Annotated in this window: 16 protein-coding genes; 2 read left to right on the forward strand and 14 right to left on the reverse strand. The window is 60.9% G+C overall.

Annotated elements, in window-relative coordinates:
* Positions 1-16: 16 nt before the first annotated feature.
* Positions 17-1,387 (forward strand): tyrosine-type recombinase/integrase, encoded by a 1,371-nt coding sequence (locus WN72_RS43450; protein WP_092215513.1) that lies wholly within the window; start codon positions 17-19, stop codon positions 1,385-1,387.
* A 456-nt stretch (positions 1,388-1,843) separates the two neighbouring features.
* Here WN72_RS43450 and WN72_RS43455 read toward each other — a convergent pair whose 3' ends face one another.
* The 10 genes from WN72_RS43455 to WN72_RS43500 form a co-directional block, all read right to left on the reverse strand.
* Positions 1,844-3,472 (reverse strand): methyl-accepting chemotaxis protein, encoded by a 1,629-nt coding sequence (locus tag WN72_RS43455; protein ID WP_092215511.1) that lies wholly within the window; start codon positions 3,470-3,472, stop codon positions 1,844-1,846.
* A 285-nt stretch (positions 3,473-3,757) separates the two neighbouring features.
* Positions 3,758-5,107, reverse strand: a complete 1,350-nt coding sequence (locus WN72_RS43460; RefSeq protein WP_092215509.1) for an MFS transporter — start codon at positions 5,105-5,107, stop codon at positions 3,758-3,760.
* Between the two features lie 114 nt (positions 5,108-5,221).
* Positions 5,222-6,274 (reverse strand): 2,5-dihydroxypyridine 5,6-dioxygenase NicX family protein, encoded by a 1,053-nt coding sequence (locus WN72_RS43465; RefSeq protein WP_092215507.1) that lies wholly within the window; start codon positions 6,272-6,274, stop codon positions 5,222-5,224.
* Positions 6,255-7,145, reverse strand: a complete 891-nt coding sequence (locus tag WN72_RS43470; RefSeq protein ID WP_092215505.1) for an alpha/beta fold hydrolase — start codon at positions 7,143-7,145, stop codon at positions 6,255-6,257. Before WN72_RS43470 ends, WN72_RS43465 begins: the two co-directional genes overlap by 20 nt.
* Positions 7,142-7,828 carry an isochorismatase family protein gene (locus WN72_RS43475; RefSeq protein ID WP_244553729.1) on the reverse strand — a complete coding sequence of 229 codons (687 nt, stop codon included), beginning with the start codon at positions 7,826-7,828 and terminating at the stop codon, positions 7,142-7,144. The genes WN72_RS43470 and WN72_RS43475 overlap by 4 nt, the downstream gene beginning before the upstream one ends.
* 63 nt (positions 7,829-7,891) lie before the next feature.
* On the reverse strand, positions 7,892-9,103 hold the full coding sequence (locus WN72_RS43480; protein WP_092215500.1) for an FAD-dependent monooxygenase: 1,212 nt from the start codon (positions 9,101-9,103) through the stop codon (positions 7,892-7,894).
* A gap of 37 nt (positions 9,104-9,140) precedes the next feature.
* Entirely contained in the window at positions 9,141-9,629 is a 489-nt protein-coding gene (locus WN72_RS43485; protein ID WP_092215498.1) for a (2Fe-2S)-binding protein, read from the reverse strand.
* Between the two features lies 1 nt (position 9,630).
* Complete coding sequence (locus WN72_RS43490) at positions 9,631-10,500, reverse strand: FAD binding domain-containing protein (RefSeq protein ID WP_092215497.1); 870 nt, start codon at positions 10,498-10,500, stop codon at positions 9,631-9,633.
* Between the two features lie 2 nt (positions 10,501-10,502).
* A complete protein-coding gene (locus WN72_RS43495) occupies positions 10,503-10,952 on the reverse strand; it encodes an SRPBCC family protein (protein WP_092215496.1) in 450 nt (149 codons plus the stop codon).
* 4 nt (positions 10,953-10,956) lie between these two features.
* Positions 10,957-13,215, reverse strand: coding sequence for a xanthine dehydrogenase family protein molybdopterin-binding subunit (locus tag WN72_RS43500; protein WP_092215494.1), 2,259 nt, complete (start codon positions 13,213-13,215; stop codon positions 10,957-10,959).
* A 420-nt stretch (positions 13,216-13,635) separates the two neighbouring features.
* Here WN72_RS43500 and WN72_RS43505 point away from each other — a divergent pair, with 420 nt between their 5' ends.
* Positions 13,636-14,106 carry a MarR family winged helix-turn-helix transcriptional regulator gene (locus WN72_RS43505; protein ID WP_038944656.1) on the forward strand — a complete coding sequence of 157 codons (471 nt, stop codon included), beginning with the start codon at positions 13,636-13,638 and terminating at the stop codon, positions 14,104-14,106.
* An 879-nt stretch (positions 14,107-14,985) separates the two neighbouring features.
* Here the strand turns inward: WN72_RS43505 and WN72_RS43510 are convergent.
* From WN72_RS43510 to WN72_RS43525, 4 genes are all read right to left on the reverse strand, one after another.
* Positions 14,986-15,525 (reverse strand): hypothetical protein, encoded by a 540-nt coding sequence (locus WN72_RS43510; RefSeq protein ID WP_347337474.1) that lies wholly within the window; start codon positions 15,523-15,525, stop codon positions 14,986-14,988.
* A gap of 159 nt (positions 15,526-15,684) precedes the next feature.
* Positions 15,685-17,859 carry a methylmalonyl-CoA mutase gene (gene scpA / locus WN72_RS43515; RefSeq protein WP_092215812.1) on the reverse strand — a complete coding sequence of 725 codons (2,175 nt, stop codon included), beginning with the start codon at positions 17,857-17,859 and terminating at the stop codon, positions 15,685-15,687.
* 34 nt (positions 17,860-17,893) lie between these two features.
* Positions 17,894-19,771, reverse strand: a complete 1,878-nt coding sequence (locus WN72_RS43520) for a methylmalonyl-CoA mutase family protein (RefSeq protein ID WP_092215811.1) — start codon at positions 19,769-19,771, stop codon at positions 17,894-17,896.
* Between the two features lie 110 nt (positions 19,772-19,881).
* Complete coding sequence (locus tag WN72_RS43525; RefSeq protein ID WP_092215492.1) at positions 19,882-21,897, reverse strand: acetyl-CoA carboxylase biotin carboxylase subunit; 2,016 nt, start codon at positions 21,895-21,897, stop codon at positions 19,882-19,884.
* Position 21,898: the final 1 nt, after the last annotated feature.

Here is a 21,898-nt window from a genome sequence, read left to right on the forward strand (position 1 = left end):
TGAAGGAATTGAGCAGATGGCCGGCAAGAACGACGGCGCATGCGCCAATCCCAAGCAGATCAGGACAGACGTCGACTGCCGCGCCGCCCGACCGAAATTCGACAATGGCGCGTGGAGTCCCGCCAAGATTTCCGACGTGACCGGCGGCTGGCTCTATCTCTTCGTCACGCCGGACGTGAGCAGGCCCGGCAACGCTGCCTCCAAGCTCTGGCGGATGGACTACCGCTTCCACGGCCGTCAGAAAACCTACTCGATCGGTCCTTACGGCAACGGCAAGGATGGCACGTTCTCGCTCGCCGACGCGCGGCGCGAGCGCGACAAGGCCAAAGACCTGCTCAGGGACGGCAAAGACCCGAGCACCGAGAGGCAGCTCGACAAGCACAGGCAGGCCGCCGCCCGGTCTTTCGCGCAGTGGGCCGATGAATGGCTCGCCAAGAAGAAGGTGGAAAAGGTCAAGCGCGGCAGGATCGTCGCAGTGCGCGACCCCAAGACCGTCGAGGTGCTTGAGCTGCGCGTCGGCTACGTCAAGGCTCGCTTCGGCAAGCTCAGCAGGCTGGACATCAAGCGTCCGGACGTGCTCGCTTTCCTGCGTTCATACGAAGCCGAGGGAAAACTGGAAACCCGGGACCGCGTGCGCAGCATCTGTGAGCAAATCTGCGACTATGCCGATGTTGAAGGCGACGGCTACAATCCATTCCGAAACCTGAATGGGCAGATGATTGCCAACATTTCGACGCCGCGTCCGGGTGTCACCGAACCACGCGACGTGACCCGCGTTTTCAAGCTCATCAGTGCACCGTGGGCGAGAGCGAGGTTTAATGACGTTGTTGGCTTCGCCTTACGCTTCGATGCGCTGACCATTCCTCGACCCGGCATGGTCAATGAAATGGAGTGGAGCGAGGTTGATTGGGACTCCGAACGCTGGACTATTCCAGCCACCAAGATGAAGACCGGTTGGGACCATGTCGTGCCTTTGTCACGGCAAGCACTCGCAATCCTCCGCAGCGTTCAGAAACTGACCGGCCATCGCCGGTACACGTTTTCCTGCTCGAAGGATGCCCCGCTATCGAACAACACTCTCAATAAGCGCTTGCGGTTGCTTGGCATAGACACCAAGACTGATCATTGTGCCCACGGATTCCGGACCACCTTCTCAACCCTGTCTCACCACGAAGAGATCAAGGATGCCAAGGCATGGGATGGCGATGTCGTCGAGCTGCAGCTCGCGCATCTCGATAACTCTACTGTGGAAGGTCTCTACAAGAAACACGGACCGCTCGCCCTGATCGGCTCGCGCACGAAGCTGATGCAGCATTGGGCTGATCGGATCGACTACTGGCTCGATCCCAAGAAGGTAATGCCAATCAAGGCAGGCGAGCAGAGTTGAGGCAACGTTCATTGTTGCTCAATTCAATCCGTGGCAAGCTGATATTGGCAAGAAATGGTCTGTGTGGGTTCGCGATCTGACCGAGCCCCCGCCTCTCGAACGCGGTGGCCATCCTCTAAGCTATTGATTTCACTGGTAGCAATAGGCCTTTCCGTCACGCTTTGTTCACGGTCGTTTCACCAATTCGTTGCGACGTTCTTGAGACCGCGACCCGTTGGGGCGGGATGGCACCTGCAACCGGGCATTCCTATGGAGCACGAGATAAAACTGTCAACCTCGACAGGGAAAAAGAAACATATCTCTTAAAAATGGCGACCCAACGCATCAAAACGTCTAATGGTCGCGTGATCATCACGTAAGAACTTCCACCCAACCGCCATGTGAAAGGCGGAGTTGCCTCGCGTGGGCGCGGACGTCTCAAGTGCCTACGAGCGATGCGCCGCTGGCAGGAACCGGTCAGGCGGCTCGCATTTTGGTCAGAAATTGGTCTACCGCCGTACGCAGCATATCCGACTGATTCTCCAACCCGCGCGCGTTAGTGAGAACGTCGCCGGCTGCTGTACCGGTGGCGGCCGCTGCGGTGCTGACGCTGCCTATATGGCCTCTGATTTCGCTGGAACCCGCGGCAACGGACTGGATGTTGCGCGCAATTTCGCTTGTCGCAGCACTCTGCTCCTCGACCGCGGAGGAAATGCTCAGCGTGATGTCACTCATCCTGGCGATCGTTTGCGTAATTCCGTTAATGGCGAGAACTGCGTCGTTTGTGGTTGCCTGCATGGTCTCGATCTGCGCGGAGATCTCCTCCGTTGCCTTTGCCGTCTGATTGGCAAGCGCTTTAACCTCGGCTGCCACGACAGCAAATCCGCGTCCGGCGTCGCCGGCACGCGCCGCTTCGATCGTCGCGTTGAGGGCCAGGAGATTGGTCTGCGTGGCGATACTATGGATGAGCTGGACGACTTCGCCGATCTTTTCGGCTCCGCTTGCCAAGACCTGCACCGTAGCGTTTGTGCGCTCAGCGTCACCAACAGCTTGGCGCGCGACCTCGGTCGACTGCAACACCTGTTGCGATATCTCCCTTACCGACGCAGATAATTCTTCGGCGGCGGCGGCTACCATTTCGACGTTCCCGGACGCTTTTTCTGACGCAGCGTCGACGGTGGACGCGCGCAGACTAGCATCGCTGGCGGTCGTCGTCATAATATCCGCTGTGCCCTGCATATCGGCGGCTGAAGCGGCGACCGCACGAACGATGCCATCGACGCTTTGCTCAAAATCATTCGCAATGCTCTCCAAGGTGGCACGGCGCTCGGCAGCCGTGCGTCGTTGAGCTTCGGCCGCGATCTGCTCCAGCCCCCGAATGCGAATCGCGCTTTCCTTGAACACTTGGACGGTCGCGGCCATTGCGCCGATCTCATCTTTCCGACCTACACCTGGAATGTCCTGTTCGAGTTCGCCGTCAGCGAGCCGCCTCATGCACGTGCCAAGTACTGCCAACGGTTTAGTGATGCTGCGGCCGAGGAACCAGGCGATGACACCCGAGACCAGTCCGATCACGATGATGGCACCCCCGAGCGACCACATGATCGGTTGCAGCTTGGCATCAAGATCATCCAGATACGCGCCGGAACCGACGAACATGTCCCATCCGGGAATGCCTACCGCGTAGGACAGCTTCCTGATCGGCTCCTTTTCGCCGGGCCTCATAAACTCGTAACGCAGCACGACATCGCCGTTCGCCGCCACGCCGTCCCGCAGTTCGCGGATCAGCGCACGTCCGTTGGTCTTGCCGTCAAGACGATTGACCCCAATTGTCTTTGGATCCTGAGAGGCGACCGCGACACCTTCCATCGTATTTGCGAAAATATAGCCCGCGCCCTTGTCATACGTCATCGTCTGAGCACGGCGGGAGAATTCAGCAATTGCAGCCTCTTTGGTGAGTTGGCCTGCCTCGACTTGCTTCTGCAAGCCTAATGCAAAGTTCTTGGCGATCTCGACGATGGCGCGGGTCTGTTCGACACGCGAATTGATCATTTCCTTCTGCATCAAATAGCCCGCAAGCAATCCAGCTGAGAAGAGGCCCAGCATCGAGATCGCAACTAGAATGCTGATCTTGGGAGTGATCGGCAGGTTATTGAGTGGTTTCAAGGAACGTCTCCAAGGCAACTGCCCGGCGGGCTCAGGCGCATAGATTATTGCTTGTATACAAGTGATCTGTTTAGGTTTCGTTACAGCCGCTACAAGTCGGCCAACACTTGCGCCATGTTGACCAGGATCGGATGACGGAGTGCCAGCTCCTTTCCAGTGCGCATGCATCGACGAGATGAGCAGGTCGACAACCCTCATCTCGCCGGTCAAGCCCTTCCACCAGCGTCAAACGCTCGACACCGACGCAGCCTTCATCGTGGCCTCCGTTTCCGTGTCGACCTTGAAGCCCTTCGCGGACAAATCCCGGCCGAGGGTCTCGGGCAGCAAAAGAGAGGCGAGAATGAAGACGGCCGCAGCGGGAAGGGCCACCGCAACCATGCCGTTGAGAAGGCTTCCGCCGAAATGGGCGGCCGCAAGTGGCACGATCACAGGGGCTATGCTGCCGAGCCCGCGACCTCCCATATAGAATGTAGACACCGCTGTCGCACGCAGGTTGACCGGATAGAGTTCCGAGATCCAGACGCCCGTCACACCCAGCGCGACGTTGCCAATGCCGAAGCCGATGTAGAGCCAGAACATCGGCCACTCAGTCTTCGATCCTACGTAGAGCTGGCTCCCCCACACAGCCATACCGACCAAAGACCCGACCCAGAACAGCGCGGGCACGAGGGCTCCGAAGCGGCGGCCAGCCCTGTCGTTGAAAAAGCCGTTCGCGAGGTAGCAAATGCCGCTTACCACCGAGAGCAGAACGGCTGTCGTGCGAACGACATCACCTGGCGTATGCATATCGCGCAGCAGCAGTGTCGGAATAAAGGAGACTACGCTGTAGTAGCAGAGCATGTAGCTCATCAGCCATACGAAGGCGATGACGGTCTGCCGTGCCAGCCCATTGCGGAAGAGATCCGCAAGGGGAAGTGTGCGGGCTTCTGCGGTGACCTGACCGGCCTTGCGTTGCGCCTCATACTCCAGCCAGATCTTGGATTCAGGCATAAAGAAACGAATGAAGATGATCAGCAGGATGGGCACACCGCCACTCAGTAGGCCGATGCGCCAGCTCCACTCGTCGCTGAACGTCGCAATCAGCCAGATGCCAACGATTGAAGCCGTGGATGACGCGATCACGGCACAGCCTTGGAGCGCGGCCGCGCCCAAACCTCGGCTGCTCTTTTTCCAGGCCTCGTTGAAGAGCACCATGCCTACGCCATACTCGCCGCCAAGACCGATGCCCGTGATCAACCGCAGCACGGCAAGCGACCAGTAATTCCATGCGAAGGCCGAAATGATCGCGGCAACCGAGAACAGCGCGATTGTGAGTTGAAGCGATGTCTTTCGGCCAAGTCGATCACCAACGATCCCAAACAGCGCGCCGCCAATGGCCGACCCGAACAATGTCAGAGCCTGCAGTGAACCGACCTCGGCCAACGATAGCGACATCGACCGTTGGATCGCGGGCAAGAGAAACGGAAAGATCAGAACGTCGTAGAAGTCGAGAATGTAGCCCAGCATCGCCGAGATCATAATCGAATACCGTTGCCTCGCCGTGTAATCTTCCGAAGTTCCGATCGCCGTAGACATGTGGTGCGCTTCCCGTTGAGAGAACTGGACAATTGATGGTCGTTATCGAAACGCTTTCTGCGTCGTTGGGAGTCGCAAATGCGGCTCCGGGCACCGATTTTGATGCGCGGGGGCCTAGCGGCCCGGCGCTCTCAATTCCGGATAAGCAAAGTCGCCCTTGTCGAGGATGTGGATATCGTCGAGCCACAGGCTGCAGCCGCGAAGCGGGATATCCAAATGACACGGCGTGTCATTCGTACCGCCGAGCTCCGTGTTCGGCCCCGTCGAGAACAGGACGTTCCCGTAGAAGGAAAGCGCATTCATGATGTGCTCCGACGCGAGCTCCTGGGAGGCGGCGATGTGGTGCCAGGTGGCACGCTCGTTCGATCCCCAGCCGATATGCGAGATCGCCCAGCCGCGCGGATCGCCGAAACTGTCGATATAGTTTTTGATGAGGAGCGCGTCGGTGCCCTCGCCCTTGAGGTCGACGATATAACCGTCCTTCACGGTCAGCGTGACCGGCGACTGGATGTAACGCTTGAACGCGCAGAGGATGTCACCGGGCATCAGCACGACCGTGCCGTTGACCTCGCCATCAGTCGCCTGAGTGAAGGCAAAGCCTGACGGGAAATGATCCCAGCGCCCGGGCTCATCCGTGTATCCGTATTCGGAAATGACCGGGTATTGCTTCAGGCCATAAGTTACGTCCGTTCCGCCGGGCGACGTGATCCGCATTTTGCTGGCCGACTGGAGGAGGGTTCGAGAAAGCTCCGTTCGCCGGCGCAGATCTTCGGTCGGGAACATCTTCTTGAGGATGTGGAACGGCTCCATCACGCGCAAGATGCGCGTGCCCGCTTCCTGAATTTCGGCTTGCTCGCGAGAGAACAGCAACCCCAGGAGATCGATCACCATGTCCACGCGCTTGAGCGTATCAATCGCCGGCTGGTTGCCCGTGAGCGCATGCCGGCCCTGCAGGCCCGAGACCTTGCCCTGGCCGTATTTGGGCACGTTGAGATGAAATGTCGTTGCGCCGAGGCTCTGCGCGGCCAGCATGAAGGCCTGGGCGTATTCCTGCTGATCCTCGCCGCCGCTCAGGACCGCAACGACTTCGCCCTTCGTCACCTTGCAGAGTGTCAGCTCGGCCTTGAAGAGCTCGAGCATTTCAACATCAACGATTTGTCGGGGCATCTTCACTGATCTCCTGTTTGCCGCACTTAGACACGCGGCCTTCGAACCGATCGCGTGGTCGCGCTAGAAGCTCTTCGACGATCGAAAGGAAGCCCTCGGTATCGTCGATCTGCATTTGGTGACCCGCGCTTTCCAGCGTCCTGATCGCGATCGACGGCAGCAATCCGCGAATTTCCGCTTCATCTTCGGGTCGAATGACCCCTCCCCGCCCGGCGACGATCAATGCGGTGGGAACGCCGAGATGGGCGAGGTCGCGATGAATGTCGTCGTGATGAAAGCCCTTGTGGCTCTCGACGAGCGCACGCTCGTCGCAGGTATGCATCCACTCGGCCCGGGTGCGAATGTGCTGCTCGGGCCAGCGCGGAGCAGAGGGGCTTCGCAGCGCCGCGTCGGCTTCTCCGCGCTTCGCGCTTTGAAGCAATTTAAGAAGCGGTTCGACCGGAATCGGATAGGCGCGGCGTCCGGGACCGGAGACCGGCGGATCGACCAGTATCAGTTGCTCCATGGACGATGGCCGCCAACGCGCGGCGCGGATTCCGATGCGGCCGCCCATCGAGTGGCCCAGCAGCGTATAAGGGCCCATTCCAAGCGCTTCAGCGAACCCGATGAGGTCGGATGCGTATGCGTCGAGCGAATAATTGAGATGCGGGCCGCTTTCGGAAAGGCCGCGACCGCGGACATCGAGCACGAAAACGTCGTGTCCGGAGCACAGGCGTTCTGCGATGAAGGCCCATTGCGCCGCAGTCGTCGAGATGCCAGGGACAATGATGATCGCCGGCCCGGCCCCGCCGAACCGCAAATAATGCTGCCGAATGCCGTTGGCGTGCACATTGGCGCCGTAAAGCAATCCGGATGCCGCGGCGCCGCTCACGTCTGCTGATCCTTTGTGTGGTCATCCGACAGCGCGCGAAGCCGCTCGATGGCGACCTGCGTCGGCATGACATCGGCGTATTTGCTGGCGATATCGAACAGGTTGACGGCGTGGGACGTGGGCGAGCGGTCGTAGACCGCATCGCTCGGCACAATTGATTTGAAGTTCAGCGCGCACGCATCCACGACCGAGGCCCGCACGCAGCCGCTGGTCGTGCAGCCGGTCACCACCAGCGAGTCGACGCCGGCACCGATCAGATAGGTCGCAAGCGGAGTGCCGAAGAACGCGCTTGCCTGAGTTTTCGGCAGCAGCAACTCGCCGGGCTGCGGAGCCACCTCTCGGACGAAGTCGTAGCCCTCGGACGGGATCCGCATGATACCCGGGATCTTCGCGGAGAACGCGCCCTGGTCCTGGCCTACCTTCCGCGCGACATGCGGGAAGATCACCGGCCGTTCTTTCTCGCGAAACAACCGCACCAATTCGGCGATGTGTGCGATCGCATGCCAACCGGCCTCGCCGCAACTGGTGGGGTATTGCTTGATCGCGTCGCGGATCGGCATCGGCCGGTCGCCGACCGAACGATACTGCACGTCGATGACCAGCAATGCCGGTCGTCTGCCGAATCCCGCCGCACCACCCAGCCCTGCGAGGGCATAGGTTTCGCGCTCGTCCAGCGGTATCACGTCGTCCCAGGGTTGCCTGGTGTCAGTCACTGTTGCGCTCCAGAGGTCACAATCGTGAGCATGTCAGTGAAGCGGCGCGGTGGCCGCGTCGTACTGGTAGATCCAATCGTATCGCGCAGCCGTCGCGTCCGGTGCCCACTGGGTCTTGATGTAGTCACCCGCCGTTTCCGGCTTGCACAGCGCCTGGTTATGAAAGATCGGCAGCATGCCGGCCGCCGACTTTGCGACCTTGGTGGTGCGATCGAGCCGCAGGCCCTGATACGTCTTGAATACCGCCGCGAGGTCATCGGGATTCTCCTCGAAGCAACGGGCGAGGACGGATGCATCCTCCAGGGCCATGTTCACGCCCTGCCCGAGGTACGGCAGCATCGAATGGCAGGCGTCGCCGAGCAGGGTGACGCATCCCTTCGACCACGTACCCAGCGACGGCCGCACGAACAGTCCCCACTTGTTCAGGGTATCCACATTCTTGACCAGTTCGATGATGTCCGGATGCCAGCCCTCGAAGTCCTTCAGGCATTCCTCGACAGAACCCTTCTCCGACCAGGATTCGAGGAGCCAGTCGTCATGGTCGACCTGGCCCGAAAAGGTCATCATGACGGTGTTCTGCCAACGGACCGGATAGGCAGTGACATGAGCGGTGGGTCCGATCCAGGTTGCCACCTCGGGTTCGCGCTGATGCGGCGCAAGGCGGTCGACGGGCACGAGACCACGCCAGGCGATGGCCTTCGTGTACTCGCTCTCGATGTTGCCGATGAGGCCAAGACGGACCTTCGAATGCGCACCGTCAGCGCCGATCAGCGCGCGCCCTTCGACTTCGGAGCCGTCAGCAAGCTTGGCCCGAACCCCTTCGTCGTCTTGACTGAACCCGACAACGTGGGCGCTCAGATGAATGGCGCCCGGCTTCAACTCGCGCACGCCGTCGACGAGAATCTTCAGCAGGTGAGCACGGAGCAGCAGATAGGGCTGATTGCGCGCCGCGTCGGAGCTGCGGTTGTAGAGGGGCCACCTATCACCGGTGTTCCAGAGCCGGATCGAGCGTCGCTCGGCCGCGATGCAGTTCTGCTCGACCTGTTCGGTGAGGCCGAGATCCCGAAGAACGCGCACGCCGTTCATGGAGATCCAAAGGCCGGCTCCGACCTCGCGCAACTCGGACGCTTGCTCAAATACGTCACAATCGATGCCGCGACGAAGCAGCGAAAGCGCCATCGCCAAGCCGCCGATGCCGGCGCCGGCAATGAGGACACTCGATTTACTGACCTGTTCAAGAGTCATGATATCTCCAAACGACATTGCGCTATCTTGCGACGGGCTAGGCGGCGTCTTCGGAGACTTGCTCGGCGGCAAGGCTCCTTACGGCCTCGAAAATTTTGGTGTATCCGGTGCAGCGGCAGAGGTTGCCGTACAGGTAGTGACGGATTTCTTCGTCAGTCGGGTGCGGCGTCGCCTTCAGCAACGCTGTGACAGCCATAATGAAGCCCGGCGTGCAGAAGCCGCACTGAAGGCCGCCGTGAAGCACGAACGCCTTCTGAATCCGCGATAGGCCCTCGGGCGGCGTTACGCCCTCGATCGTCGTGACCTCCCGCTGATCGACATCGACGGCGAGCGTGGTGCAACTTGATATCGGCTCACCGTCGAGCAGAACGGTGCAGGCGCCGCACACCTCCATGTCACAGGAGCGCTTTGTCCCCTTCAGGCCAAGGCGATCCCGGATCAGGTCGATCAATAGCGTATGGGCAGGAACGTCGATCGCGATCGCTTGGCCGTTCAGCGAGAACGAAATGGGCAGCACATGTGTCATTTCACGCGCTCCCGCCTGCGGCGATGGCCTCTTCGGCGTTTCGCAGAAGCAAGACACCTGCAAGGTGGCGCTTATAGTCGGCGCCGCCATGCCGATCCTCGTTGACTTCAAGCTCATCCAGCGCCGTGGGGAGCACCGCCTCGATAGCCGGGCGGACTTCGGCGACCGATATGCCCTGGAGGGCGTCTTCGACGGCCTTCAAAGGCTGAGGTCGCGAACCGAGCGCTCCGACCCGCACGCGGGCGCTGTTGATTGTCCTCTCGCCGGCGCCTAGCGACCAGGCCATCGCGACATTCACCGAGGGCCTCTCACCATGCTTGAACCGCCGATAGGTCACCGGTCCGGTCGGGCGCGAAAACGCAATGACTGCCAGAAGCTCATCCGGCTCCCGCACCGTTTCCAGCTCACTCCGGATGAAATCGTCAGCGTGAACGATACGCGTACCGCTGGGGCCATTGAGCACCAGCCGTGCGTCCAAGGCCGCGAGCATCGTCGGCGGATCGGCGTGCGGCTCTCCGAAGCACAGATTGCCTCCGATCGTTCCGACGCTACGGACCCTGACGTTCGCGACGTTGGCACAGAGCGAGGACAGCGCCGGCACGTGCTCGCGAATAACAGGATCGCTGGCGATCTTCCTGTGCGTACAGCGCGCACCGATTTCGATGTCATTCGCATCGTTCAGAGCAATGCGATCAAGTCCGGGGATTCCCTTGATGTCGATAAGCCGACCCGTATGGATGACGCGCATCTTCATCGCCAGCAGCAGTTCGGTTCCGCCGGAGTAGAACATGCCGTCGTCGGACTCCCCGACCGCATTTACGGCGTCGGCGATCGTCGAAGGCCTCTCGAATTCGAAGGGTGACGGCAGCATGATCAGGCGGCGCCCAGCATTTCTTTGAGCCGCTTCTCGAACTCCTCGAAGTTCTGATCGACGCGGCGCTTGATGACGCCGAACCCCATAGTCGCGAGGCGGCCTTGCACGTCCACCTTCGCGTCCACGGCGAATGTGGACCCTGCCCCTTCCGGCGTCACGGTCACGTCGAGAACAACCGCCAGCCTCGTCCCCGTGATCTTGTCGCGACCCGTGGCGCGCGTGCGGACGTGAGACGGCTCCGTTATCGATTCAACGATGATGTCGGCCGGGACCTCGACCTTGAAAGGGCCGATCTTCTGTTTGACGGTCGCTTTGTAAGTCGCAAGCCGCTCGATTTCCTCGACGTTTTCGCAGCCGGGGATGCAACCCGATATGCGAGGGACGTCGAGCAGCGTGCTCCAAAGCTCCGCCGGCGTCGCTGGCACCACCATCGACATATTGAATTCCATGACTTCAGCTCCTCTTCTGCAGGGCGCGCCATACCTTTTCGGGCGTCATTGGTAGGTCGGGGATCCGAATGCCGTAGGTGGAGAACAGCGCGTTGGCGATCGCCGGCGCGACCGGGAGGATTGCTCCCTCGCCCATTCCCTTGGCGCCGCCTGGACCAGGTCCGTCGCCGTTTTCGACAAGGATGGTGTCAAACACGGGCGGAACGTCGGAGATGCGCGGGATCGAATAATCGATCGGCGTTGCATTGATGGGCTGGCCATCCTCGAACTCGAGCACTTCATAAAGCGCGTGTCCGAGGCCCATGATGGCAGCCCCCTCGTCCTGCCCTTCCGCGGCGACGCGATTGATCACGCGACCGACGTCAGCGGCGCTGGCATATCGAGGGACATGGATCTCGCCGGTGTCTTCATCGACAACGATTTCAACAAGGCCCGCGGAAGTCTCCCAGAACAGAGGGGACTCGACCAGGGCGCCCTTCTTCGAGCGCGGCGTAATCGCGCCGCGGCCGACGACCTCTCCCGAGTCGACACCCAGCGTGCGGTGAAAAATCTGATGAAAAGTGAGAACCTCTGATCCGGTCGAGACACCACCCTCAACGAGCGACAGGCTCTCCCGGGGAAGCTCCCAGACGTCAGCGACCATTTCGAGGATCTGATCAGCCGCGTCGAGTGCTGCATTTTCGACCGAAAGGCCGACGACCACGGTCGATCGGCTTGCGCCTGTGCCCCAATCGTAAGGAGCGACGGCCGTATCGGTGCGCAAGACGGTTACCGCGGAGGCCGGCTGCTTCAAGGTCTGCGCCGCGATCCGCCCCATGGTCGCGTGCGCTCCCTGGCCGACTTCGATGCTGGAGACCGAAACGAGGATCGACCCGTCGATCTTGAGACGTACGATCGCGTTGCTGATCGGCGTATTGGCCGGATCGGTTGCGGCGACTGCCAGTCCACGCGCCTGCCGGTTGGACGCCTTCACCTCCGATGCGAACGACTGGGTTACCCGGCCCATCAGCTCGCTCATATCCATATCGAGCGCCCGCAAATCGGGTCGGATGCGTTCACCGCGGGACGCCAGGTTCAGCAACCGAAACTCAGCCGGATCCATGCCGATTGCCGCGGCGACATTATCCATGTGCGATTCTTTGGCCCAAACAGCTTGCGGCCCCCCGATCGAGCGGAATGCTGCACCTGGAACGGTGTTCGTGTAGACCGCGCATGCCTCGAGGCGCAGATTGGGCACCACGTAAGGGCCCATGATGCGATTTGCCGATTTCGTGGCGACGGCTGAGCCTGTGTCGGAATATGCCCCTCCATCGAGCAGCAGTTTGGCGCTCTTGGCGAGGATCCGTCCCTTGGCATCCACAGCCGTTCGAATCGTGATGTCGGCGCCCAGCCTTCGGCAGGTGAGCATTGATTCAGTCATGGACTGCGCAACGCGAACCGGGCGCTGCACCTTCCACGATGCAGCGGCAACCAAAGGCTCGATCTTCACCGAGGCCTTGCCGCCAAATCCTCCGCCGACAAACGGAACGATCACGCGGACCTTGGCCAACTGCAGTCCGTAGAGCCGCGACAGCACCTTCTGAACAGCGGTCGGCGTTTGTGCACCTGCCCAGACCGTCAGGGAGTCCACCTGGAAATCCGCAATGACCGTATGCGGCTCCATTGCGAAGTGAGAAATCGCCGGGAAGGTGAAACGGTCTTCGTGGATGTAGGCCGCGGCCGCCTCCGCAGCGTCAACGTCTCCGACGTTGTTCCGGTAGGTGTGGAATATATTGCTGTTCTGGGTCGGCCGGGCCCCGCCTTTGAAATAGAAGTCTTCGAGGTTTTCGTGGCGCTCATGGATGAGCGGAGCATCTTCCGCCAGGGCTTCCCGGATGGTCGTTGCGCGCGGAAGCTCGTCGTATTCCACATCGACCAGTTCTGCGGCGTTTTCTGCGATCTCGATTGTCTCCGCGATCACCACGGCGACGGGTTCGCCCACATATCTCACGCGGTCGGTCGCAATGATCGGCCGGTCTTTAAGCACAACGCCCCAGTTACCGAACGAGGCGACGTCTTCGCCGATTAGCACGTCCACAACGCCGTCCATGGCCCGCGCAACGCGCGAATCGATCGAAGCGATGCGGGCATGAATGGCTGGCGAGCGAACCACAAACCCATGCAGCATCCCCGGAACCGTCAGGTCGGTAACGTACTCGGCGCGTCCCGTAACCTTTTCGATCAGGTCGGGCCGAACGGAACTCATGTTGTCAATCGCCGACATACGCATTCCGATGGTACTTTGGTGCGCCGGTCCGTAAGGCGTGAAGCCAAGGCCCGGGGAACAATCTCAGGACACTACAACGATTATCACTCGTATGCAAGCGCTGCACTCGCTTGCAAGTTATGAGATGTCCTCTTCCCGTGATCGGAGGCAAGCCAGGAGCGAATCGGTCTAGCCCAGCGCGTGCGAGAATGGGTTTGCCTCTTAGGCGGAGCGGATTTCGATATGCGAACGACGGACGCATCGAAGCGAGCCACTGCCGGGGCTCTCAACGAAGCAAATCGCATTAAACAGAATGAAGTCGAACAAAGATGGATTTCCTAGGTCGGGAAATGTAGACAATCGGCCGGCACTGAAGACCTTCGGAGCTAGAAGCCTGTATTTCTTGAACTGAGGCAACCTACGGCAAGGAAGCAAAAAGTGGTGCAACCCAAGACAAAGCCGCGCGCGGCCGGGAAAGTGAAAGAAGCTATAGATTCGTACCGGCTGGATGACGCACCGGGCTTTTTGTTGCGAGTCGCGCTCCGTACTCACACGTCCATCTTTGCCGCTAAGATGATTGAAGAATTAACGGGGCCCCAATTCTCGACGCTAGCGAAATTGAAGGAGGTAGGTCCTTGCTCGCAAAACCACTTAGGACGGCTAATTCATTATGATTCGGCGACCATCACCGGCGTTATCAATCGCCTGAAATCTCGCGGCCTCATCAAGAGTTCCAAAGACCCTCTGGATCCGCGCCGACGCGAGATAGATTTGACCGAGAAGGGAAGACGGATAGCGGACGCAGCGATTGAAACTATTGGCGAGATTTCCGGCGAGACATTCGCTCCGCTGACCCAAGATGAATTTCGAGCGCTCACCGAAATCTTGAAGAAGATCATACGACGCTGATCAACCGGCTTCGAGCGGCACTAGATATCGTCAGCAGCCGAGAAAAAGGGCCCGGCGATCGCGCCGGGCCGAGTAGAGGGAGGAAAACGAAAGATCGCAAATCTTTCGCAGAAGCCGAATGCGGAATTCGATCGCAGAAACCCAACGAACGACCTCCAGCAGCAATACTATCGTACATGTCAGACCGCATTTTGTGCTGAAGTCGGCACCTCTCCGCACCGTTTCCGGCATTTGACGGGTCGTACGATTTCGACAGCACGACAAAGAGCGCGCGCGAGACTTGGAAGGTCCCGATCACCAGGCTCCGCGCGTCCGGTAGTTCATTTCATCGCCCGGCTCCGATCTCGCAATGCCCGCACCGCCGTACCCGCCTTTGCAATTCAGAGATCCGAATCTCCTGCCAAGGGATGACTGCCGGTCCTCGTTGCGTCGATGAGTATCTATTCCTCTAATCTGCGCGTTGAATGAATCGTGCTAGTAACCCGAGGGGCTGTCCTCAATCGTCCCTACCTAGCGCGCGGAGTATCTTCCTTCTATAGCTCGCCAGGTCGAACAGGAGTCTTGGCACTCTTTTGAGCGCAATCGCCTTGCCCTCGATTGCGAGATGTAGAACTCGTACCAATCTGGCAAGACCAAGTTCTACGAACGCGAGCCGAACATGCGGATCGTTCACAATCCTGAGCTGGTTGTGTACAATGACGATGGATGCCGCGAGATCAGGTTTCCTCTCCAGAACGAAGTCTCGACATGCCGCGGCAAATTCCTCCTCTTGAACGCTCAAAGGTACCTTTACTTCCCTGCGAGAACTTCCCGCCATATTCGGGTCCCCTATGAACAATCGGCAGCGAGGCACCTGAGCCGGCTCAGGTTTTTGGATTTCTAGTGGCTCGCCCGCTTGGTCGATCTCTTCGGACCCGGCAACACATCCGTGCAAACACCTTCATACACTTCGCCAGCCAGGCCTATTGTCTCTCCGAACGTCGGATGCGGATGGATGGTCTTGCTGAGATCAATTGCATCGGCGCCCATCTCGATCGCCGGGCAGATTTCTCCAATCATGTCGCCAGCGTGCGGGCCAACGATCACACCGCCGATGATGCGGTGCGTCTCTTGGTCGATGATCAGCTTGGTCATGCCATAAGACGCGCCCGAGGCGATCGCTCTGCCCGAGGCAGCCCACGGAAACTTCGCGGATCTAACGTGCCTGCCTGAGGAGGCCGCTTCATGTTCCATGATGCCAACCCAGGCCACCTCAGGATCAGTGTAGGCGACGTTCGGGACGATCTTCGCGTCAAATAAGCTCTTGAGCCCGGCAGCCGCTTCTGCCGCGACATGCCCCTCGTGAACCGCCTTATGGGCGAGCATCGGGTTACCCGCGATATCGCCGATCGCGAAAATATGAGGCAAATTCGTCCGCATTTGCCTATTGACTGCAACGAAAGCTTTGCGTCGCATCTTACACCAATCTTCTCCAAGCCCAGATATGCGCTGTTCGGCACTCTGCCTGCGGACTGCAGGATCAATTCGTAAGTTCGAAGCCCCGGCTTTGAGCTTTCAATCTGGACCGATACGCCGTTACTACCTGCCCCGGCGCTTACTATTTGCCGCCTCACTGTGCCCGAGCCGAGCATTGAGCTTCTGGATCAGCTGATCCGCGGCATCGGCGATCACCGTCCCGGGCGGGAAGATCGCCTCGGCACCGGCCGCGTAGAGCGCATCGTAATCCTGCGGCGGCACCACGCCACCGACAATGATCATGATGTCGTCGCGGCCCTGCTTCTTCAGCGCGGCTTTCAGCTCCGGCACGGCGGTCAGATGCGCGGCGGCGAGCGAGGAGACGCCGAGAATGTGCACGTCGTTCTCGACGGCCTGCCGCGCCGCTTCGTCGGCGGTGGCGAACAGCGGTCCGATGTCGACGTCGAAGCCGATGTCGGCGAAGGCGGACGCGATCACCTTCTGGCCGCGGTCGTGGCCGTCCTGGCCGATCTTGGCGACCAGGATGCGCGGACGGCGCCCTTCCGCTTCCTCGAAGGCATCGATCATCGCCTGAACCTTCTCGACCCGGTTGCCCATGCTGGAGGCCTCACGCTTGTAGACGCCGGTGATGGACTTGATCTCGGCGCGGTGCCGGCCGAACACCTTCTCCATCGCGTCCGAGATTTCGCCGACGGTCGCCTTCGCCCGTGCGGCGTCGATCGCGAGCGCGAGCAGATTGCCATTGCCTTCACCGGCAGAGCGCGTGATCGCGGCCAGCGCGGCATCGACGTCCTTCTGGTTCCGCTCGGATTTCAGCCGCTTCAGCTTGTCGGTCTGAAGCCGCCGGACATTGGTATTGTCGACCTTGAGGATGTCGATGGGGGTCTCATCCGTCGGCATGTACTTGTTGACGCCGATCACCGCCTGCTTGCCGGCATCGATGCGGGCTTGGGTCTTGGCAGAGGCTTCCTCGATGCGCAGCTTGGGCACGCCGGCCTCGATCGCCTTGGCCATCCCGCCGAGTTCCTCGATCTCCTGGATGTGGCTCCACGCCTTGGCCGCGAGGTCGCGGGTGAGGCGCTCGACGTAATAAGAGCCGCCCCAGGGATCGATGATGCGGGTGGTGCCGCTCTCCTGCTGGAGGAACAGCTGGGTGTTGCGTGCGATGCGCGCCGAGAAGTCGGTCGGCAGCGCCAGGGCCTCGTCGAGCGCGTTGGTGTGCAGCGACTGGGTATGGCCTTGCGTCGCCGCCATCGCCTCGATCGTCGTGCGCATCACGTTGTTGAAGACGTCCTGCGCGGTCAGCGACCAGCCGGAGGTCTGGGAATGCGTGCGCAGCGACAGCGAGCGCGGGTCCTTCGGATTGAACGGCTTCAAGAGCTTGGCCCAGAGCAGGCGCGCGGCGCGCAGCTTGGCGACCTCCATGAAGAAGTTCATGCCGATCGCCCAGAAGAACGACAGCCGCGGCGCGAAGCGGTCGACGTCGAGACCTGCGGCGATGCCGGCCCTTAAGTATTCGACACCGTCGGCGAGCGTATAGGCGAGCTCGAGGTCCTGCGTCGCGCCGGCTTCCTGCATGTGATAGCCGGAGATGGAGATCGAGTTGTACTTCGGCATCTTCTGCGAGGTGTAGGCGAAGATGTCGGAGATGATCCGCATCGAGGGCGCAGGCGGATAGATGTAGGTATTGCGCACCATGAACTCTTTCAGAATGTCGTTCTGAATCGTCCCTGAAAGCTTCTCCGGCGGCACGCCCTGTTCCTCGGCGGCGGCGACGTAGAGCGCGAGGATCGGCAGCACAGCGCCGTTCATAGTCATGGATACGCTCATCTGGTCGAGCGGGATCCCCGCGAACAGCGTGCGCATGTCGTAGATGGAATCGATCGCAACGCCGGCCATGCCGACATCGCCGCCGACCCGCGGATGATCTGAGTCATAGCCGCGATGGGTGGCGAGGTCGAAGGCGACCGAGAGACCCTTCTGCCCGGCGGCGAGGTTGCGGCGGTAGAACGCGTTGGAATCCTCCGCCGTGGAGAACCCGGCATATTGCCTGACCGTCCAGGGCTGGTTGACATACATGGTCGGGTAGGGACCGCGCAGGAACGGCGCGATGCCTGGCCAGGTCTCAAGGAAATCGAGCCCGGCGATATCTGCTTCTCCGTATGCTGACTTGACCGGAATGCCCTCCGGAGTCACCCACGGATCAACGGAAACAGAAGAAGCGGCGACCGAGCACCTTTCGAAAGCAATACTTGCAAAATTCGGGATAACGCTGATGGATGACATCTGAGTGTTCGCGTTCGATTGTCGATTATCCGGAAACCTTCGGGTTTTGGATCCGGTTGTAAGCGGCATTTAGCGTTGCCAAGGCGTCGCAACTGACGTGAATAAAGCTGCAGATGCCAGCCCGCCGAAACGCGGCCTCGGATTGAGAGGGAAGTCCCGCCAAATAGATGTGCCTAGCTCCGACTTGCTGAAGCGCGTGGGCGGAGATTTCGGCGCGCTCCGCATAGATCTTATCGCTGGAGCAAAGGCAGGCAAGTTCGGCACCAGATCCCGTGAATGCGAGGGCAAGCTCGGCTGGGTCGGCGAAGCCGGCGCCGTCGATAGCCTCAATTCCTCCCGCTTCGAAGAAGCTCTTGGCGAATGTCGCGCGGGCCGTAAAGTCGGTCGGTGTGCCGAGATTAGCAAGAAACACTCGCGGCCGCGCGCCGAGTAGCTTCAATATCGCATCGGACTTATCGCGGAGCAATTCGAAGGGTTCCGCAAGCCGGATCGGCGGCAGTGCATCGAATACGAATTTCTGATCAAAGCTAGGCGGAAGAGCCATCGGTCTTACGCTTAGTACCGCCGCTGCGCCTTCGCCAAGGTTTGCGAACTCGCTCACTCCGGTCAGCGGGTCGCTGCGTTTCGCGAGATTTGCACGGCGCGCTGTGCGTGTAGCTGTGATCTTCGCCTGAAGCGTTCCTTGCTGTAGAGCGGCAAAAATGCCGCCCGCATTTTCAGTCTCTTGAAAACTCCTCCAGGCCGCGTCGCAAAGCTCCGTTGTTAGCGCCTCAATGCCGCCAGCACCTGCGGCAGGATCGCTAACCTTGGCAAGATTGCTTTCCTCCAGCAGCAGAAGCTGCGTGTTGCGGGCCACGCGCCGGGCAAACGAGTCTGGAAGGCCGAGCGCCAACGTGTGCGGCAGAACTGTGATCGCATTGGCACCGGCGATTCCCGCAGAGAATGTTGCCAAGGTAGCGCGCAACATGTTTACGTAGGGATCGCGCCGGGTCAACATGCGCCAGGACGTGTCAGCCGCAATGAACAGCGGCCTCGGCGCCACACCGCACGCCGATTCGATGCGCGCCCAGAGGAGCCGCAACGCGCGGAATTTAGCCATAGTCAAAAACTGGTCGGCGTCAGCAGTGAGTCGCGCATAGATCATACTTCGCGCTTGATCCAGCGGAATGCGCGCCGCCTCCATAGCGTGCAGATATGCCACGCCGCAGGCGAGCACAAAGGCAAGCTCCTGCACTTCTGAGCCGCCGGCGTCATGAACGATACGCCCGTCGCTCGCGGCAAACGGCCCCTCGAACCCCAGCGTTACAAGCCCTTTGATCGTGCTGGCAACGTTCCGTGCGATTTCTTCCCAAGTGTATGGACTGCGTCCGCTTAGGGCGCACGCGCCCAGGGGATCGAGCCCAAATCGAATGTCGCAGACGGCAGGATCGAGACCGACCGACTTCACATATTCCGCAACATGGATCGCGGTCTTACGCCCGTCTGTACCAATTTGGAGTTCAATCCCGATGCCGGCATCAAGGTGGACGTCCTTTAAAGCTTTGGCGACGGCACCTGCCGTTTGATCGAGACCGAACCCGCGGCTGCAGTTGGCGCCGGCAAAGACGAGCGCCAGGCCCGTCGCCCCATTCTCCAGATCGTGAAGGGCCTGCCTATTGGCCGTCACCGCGTCTGGATGATCGATGCGCTGCATGATCTGCCAAGGCGCCGCGGGTGCCCGCCCGTCGACTAGTGCAATGTCTTTCGCTCGGAGATAAATCGGCTCGATTCTCAAGTCGTCGTACGTCCTACCAATCAGCTTTTCGAACGGCGCTCCCTTTAGCACGCCATCAACGAGCTTGTGCCAGTCCTGGCGTGAAGCAGGCGCAAAGCCCAATGCCAATGCCAACCGTTCGGTTTTCATCAAGTCCACCTAATCCCAAGTGACGCCGAGCTGCCCAACATGACTTCTGCCTAGAAGTAACCGGAATTCCTGCAGACAGGCTGCCCATCTCAGGTCGCCTCTTGCGGTGTTCAGGAAAACTCCAAAATCAGCGCGTCCACCGCGAGCGTCGCACCGGCACTCGCGTGGATCTTCTTCACGGCGCCGTCGCGCTCGGCGCGCAGCACGTTCTGCATCTTCATGGCTTCGACCACCGCCAGCGTCTCGCCGGCCTTGACCTCCTGCCCTTCGGTCACCGCGATGGAGACCACGAGGCCGGGCATCGGACAGAGCAGCTTCTTGCCGGTGTCGGAGGCGGTCGTCACCGGCATCAAGCGGGCCGAGGCGGCTTCGGCTTCAGTCCAGACATAGACCGGCACCTCGACGCCCTGATGGGCGAGACGGACGCCGTTGGCGACGGCGCGCGTCTGCACCGCGACGAACTGGCCGTCGATGGTGCCCTGCCAGACCGGATCGCCCGGCTTCCATGCCGACTTCAACAGATGCGCATTGCCGACCTTGCCGTCGGCATCGACGAAGCGGATCGCGATCGCATCGCTCTCACGCGCGACCTCGAGCGAGATCTCCTGGCGATCGAGCCAGACCGCGCGGCGGCGCTCGCGCTGCACGACGCGGCCGCCCATCTGGCCGGAGATCTGGCGTTTGCGCTCGCCGAGCACGTGATCGATGGCGGCGCCGACCGCGGCGATCCGACGCGCGACCTCGCCTTCGGGCACGCGCACCGCAAAGCCCTTGGGGAATTCCTCGGCGATGAAGCCGGTCGAGAGCCGGCCCTCGCGCCAGCGCGGATGATGCATCAGCGCCGACAGGAACGGGATGTTGTGCCTGATGCCGTCGACGTAGAACGAATCCAGCGCGGTCGCCTGCGCCTCGATTGCCGCGGCGCGCGACGGCGCATGCGTGACGAGCTTTGCAATCATCGGATCGTAGTGGATCGAGATCTCGCCACCCTCCTGCACGCCGGTGTCGTTGCGCACGGTGATGCCGTCCTGGCTGGCTTCCGCCGGCGGACGGTATTTCACGAGGCGCCCGATCGAGGGCAGGAAGTTGCGGAACGGGTCCTCCGCATAGAGGCGCGATTCCACCGCCCAGCCGGTCAGCGTGACGTCCTTCTGCGTGATCGCGAGCTTCTCGCCGGCGGCGACGCGCAGCATCTGCTCGACGAGGTCGACGCCGGTGACGAGCTCGGTGACGGGATGCTCGACCTGGAGGCGCGTGTTCATCTCCAGGAAGTAGAAGCTCTTGTCCTGGCCGGCGACGAACTCGACGGTGCCGGCGGAATCGTAGTTCACGGCCTTGGCCAGCGCGACCGCCTGCTCGCCCATCTTGCGGCGGGTGGCCTCATCGAGCAACGGCGACGGCGCTTCCTCGATGACCTTCTGGTTGCGGCGCTGGATCGAGCATTCGCGTTCGCCGAGATAGATCACGTTGCCGTGCTTGTCGCCGAGCACCTGGATCTCGATGTGGCGGGGATCGACGATGAACTTTTCGACGAAGACGCGGTCATCGCCGAACGAGGCCTTGGCCTCGGCCTTGGCGAGGTTGAAGCCCTCGGCGACCTCGGCCTTGGAGTGCGCGATGCGCATGCCCTTGCCGCCGCCGCCGGCGGAAGCCTTGATCATGACAGGATAGCCGATCTCGTCGGCGATCTTCACCGCGTGCTTGTCGTCCTCGATGACGCCGAGATAGCCCGGCACGGTCGAGACCTTGGCTTTCGCAGCCGCCTTCTTGGATTCGATCTTGTCGCCCATCGCGGCGATCGCGCCGGGGTTCGGACCGATGAAGACGATGCCGGCGGCTTCCAGCGCGCGCGGGAATGCCTCGCGCTCGGACAGGAAGCCGTAGCCGGGATGCACAGCCTCGGCGCCCGTCTTGCGGCAGGCGTCGACGATCTTCTCGATCACCAGATAGCTCTCGGCCGCGGCAGGCGGGCCGATCAGCACGGCCTCGTCGGCCATCTCGACATGGAGGGCATCGCGGTCGGCCTCGGAATAGACCGCAACCGTCTGAATTCCCATCCGGCGGGCAGTCTTGATCACCCGGCAGGCGATTTCGCCGCGATTGGCGATCAGAATCTTCTTGAACACA

This window comes from Bradyrhizobium arachidis, from assembly GCF_015291705.1.
In the GTDB taxonomy this organism is placed as follows: domain Bacteria; phylum Pseudomonadota; class Alphaproteobacteria; order Rhizobiales; family Xanthobacteraceae; genus Bradyrhizobium; species Bradyrhizobium arachidis.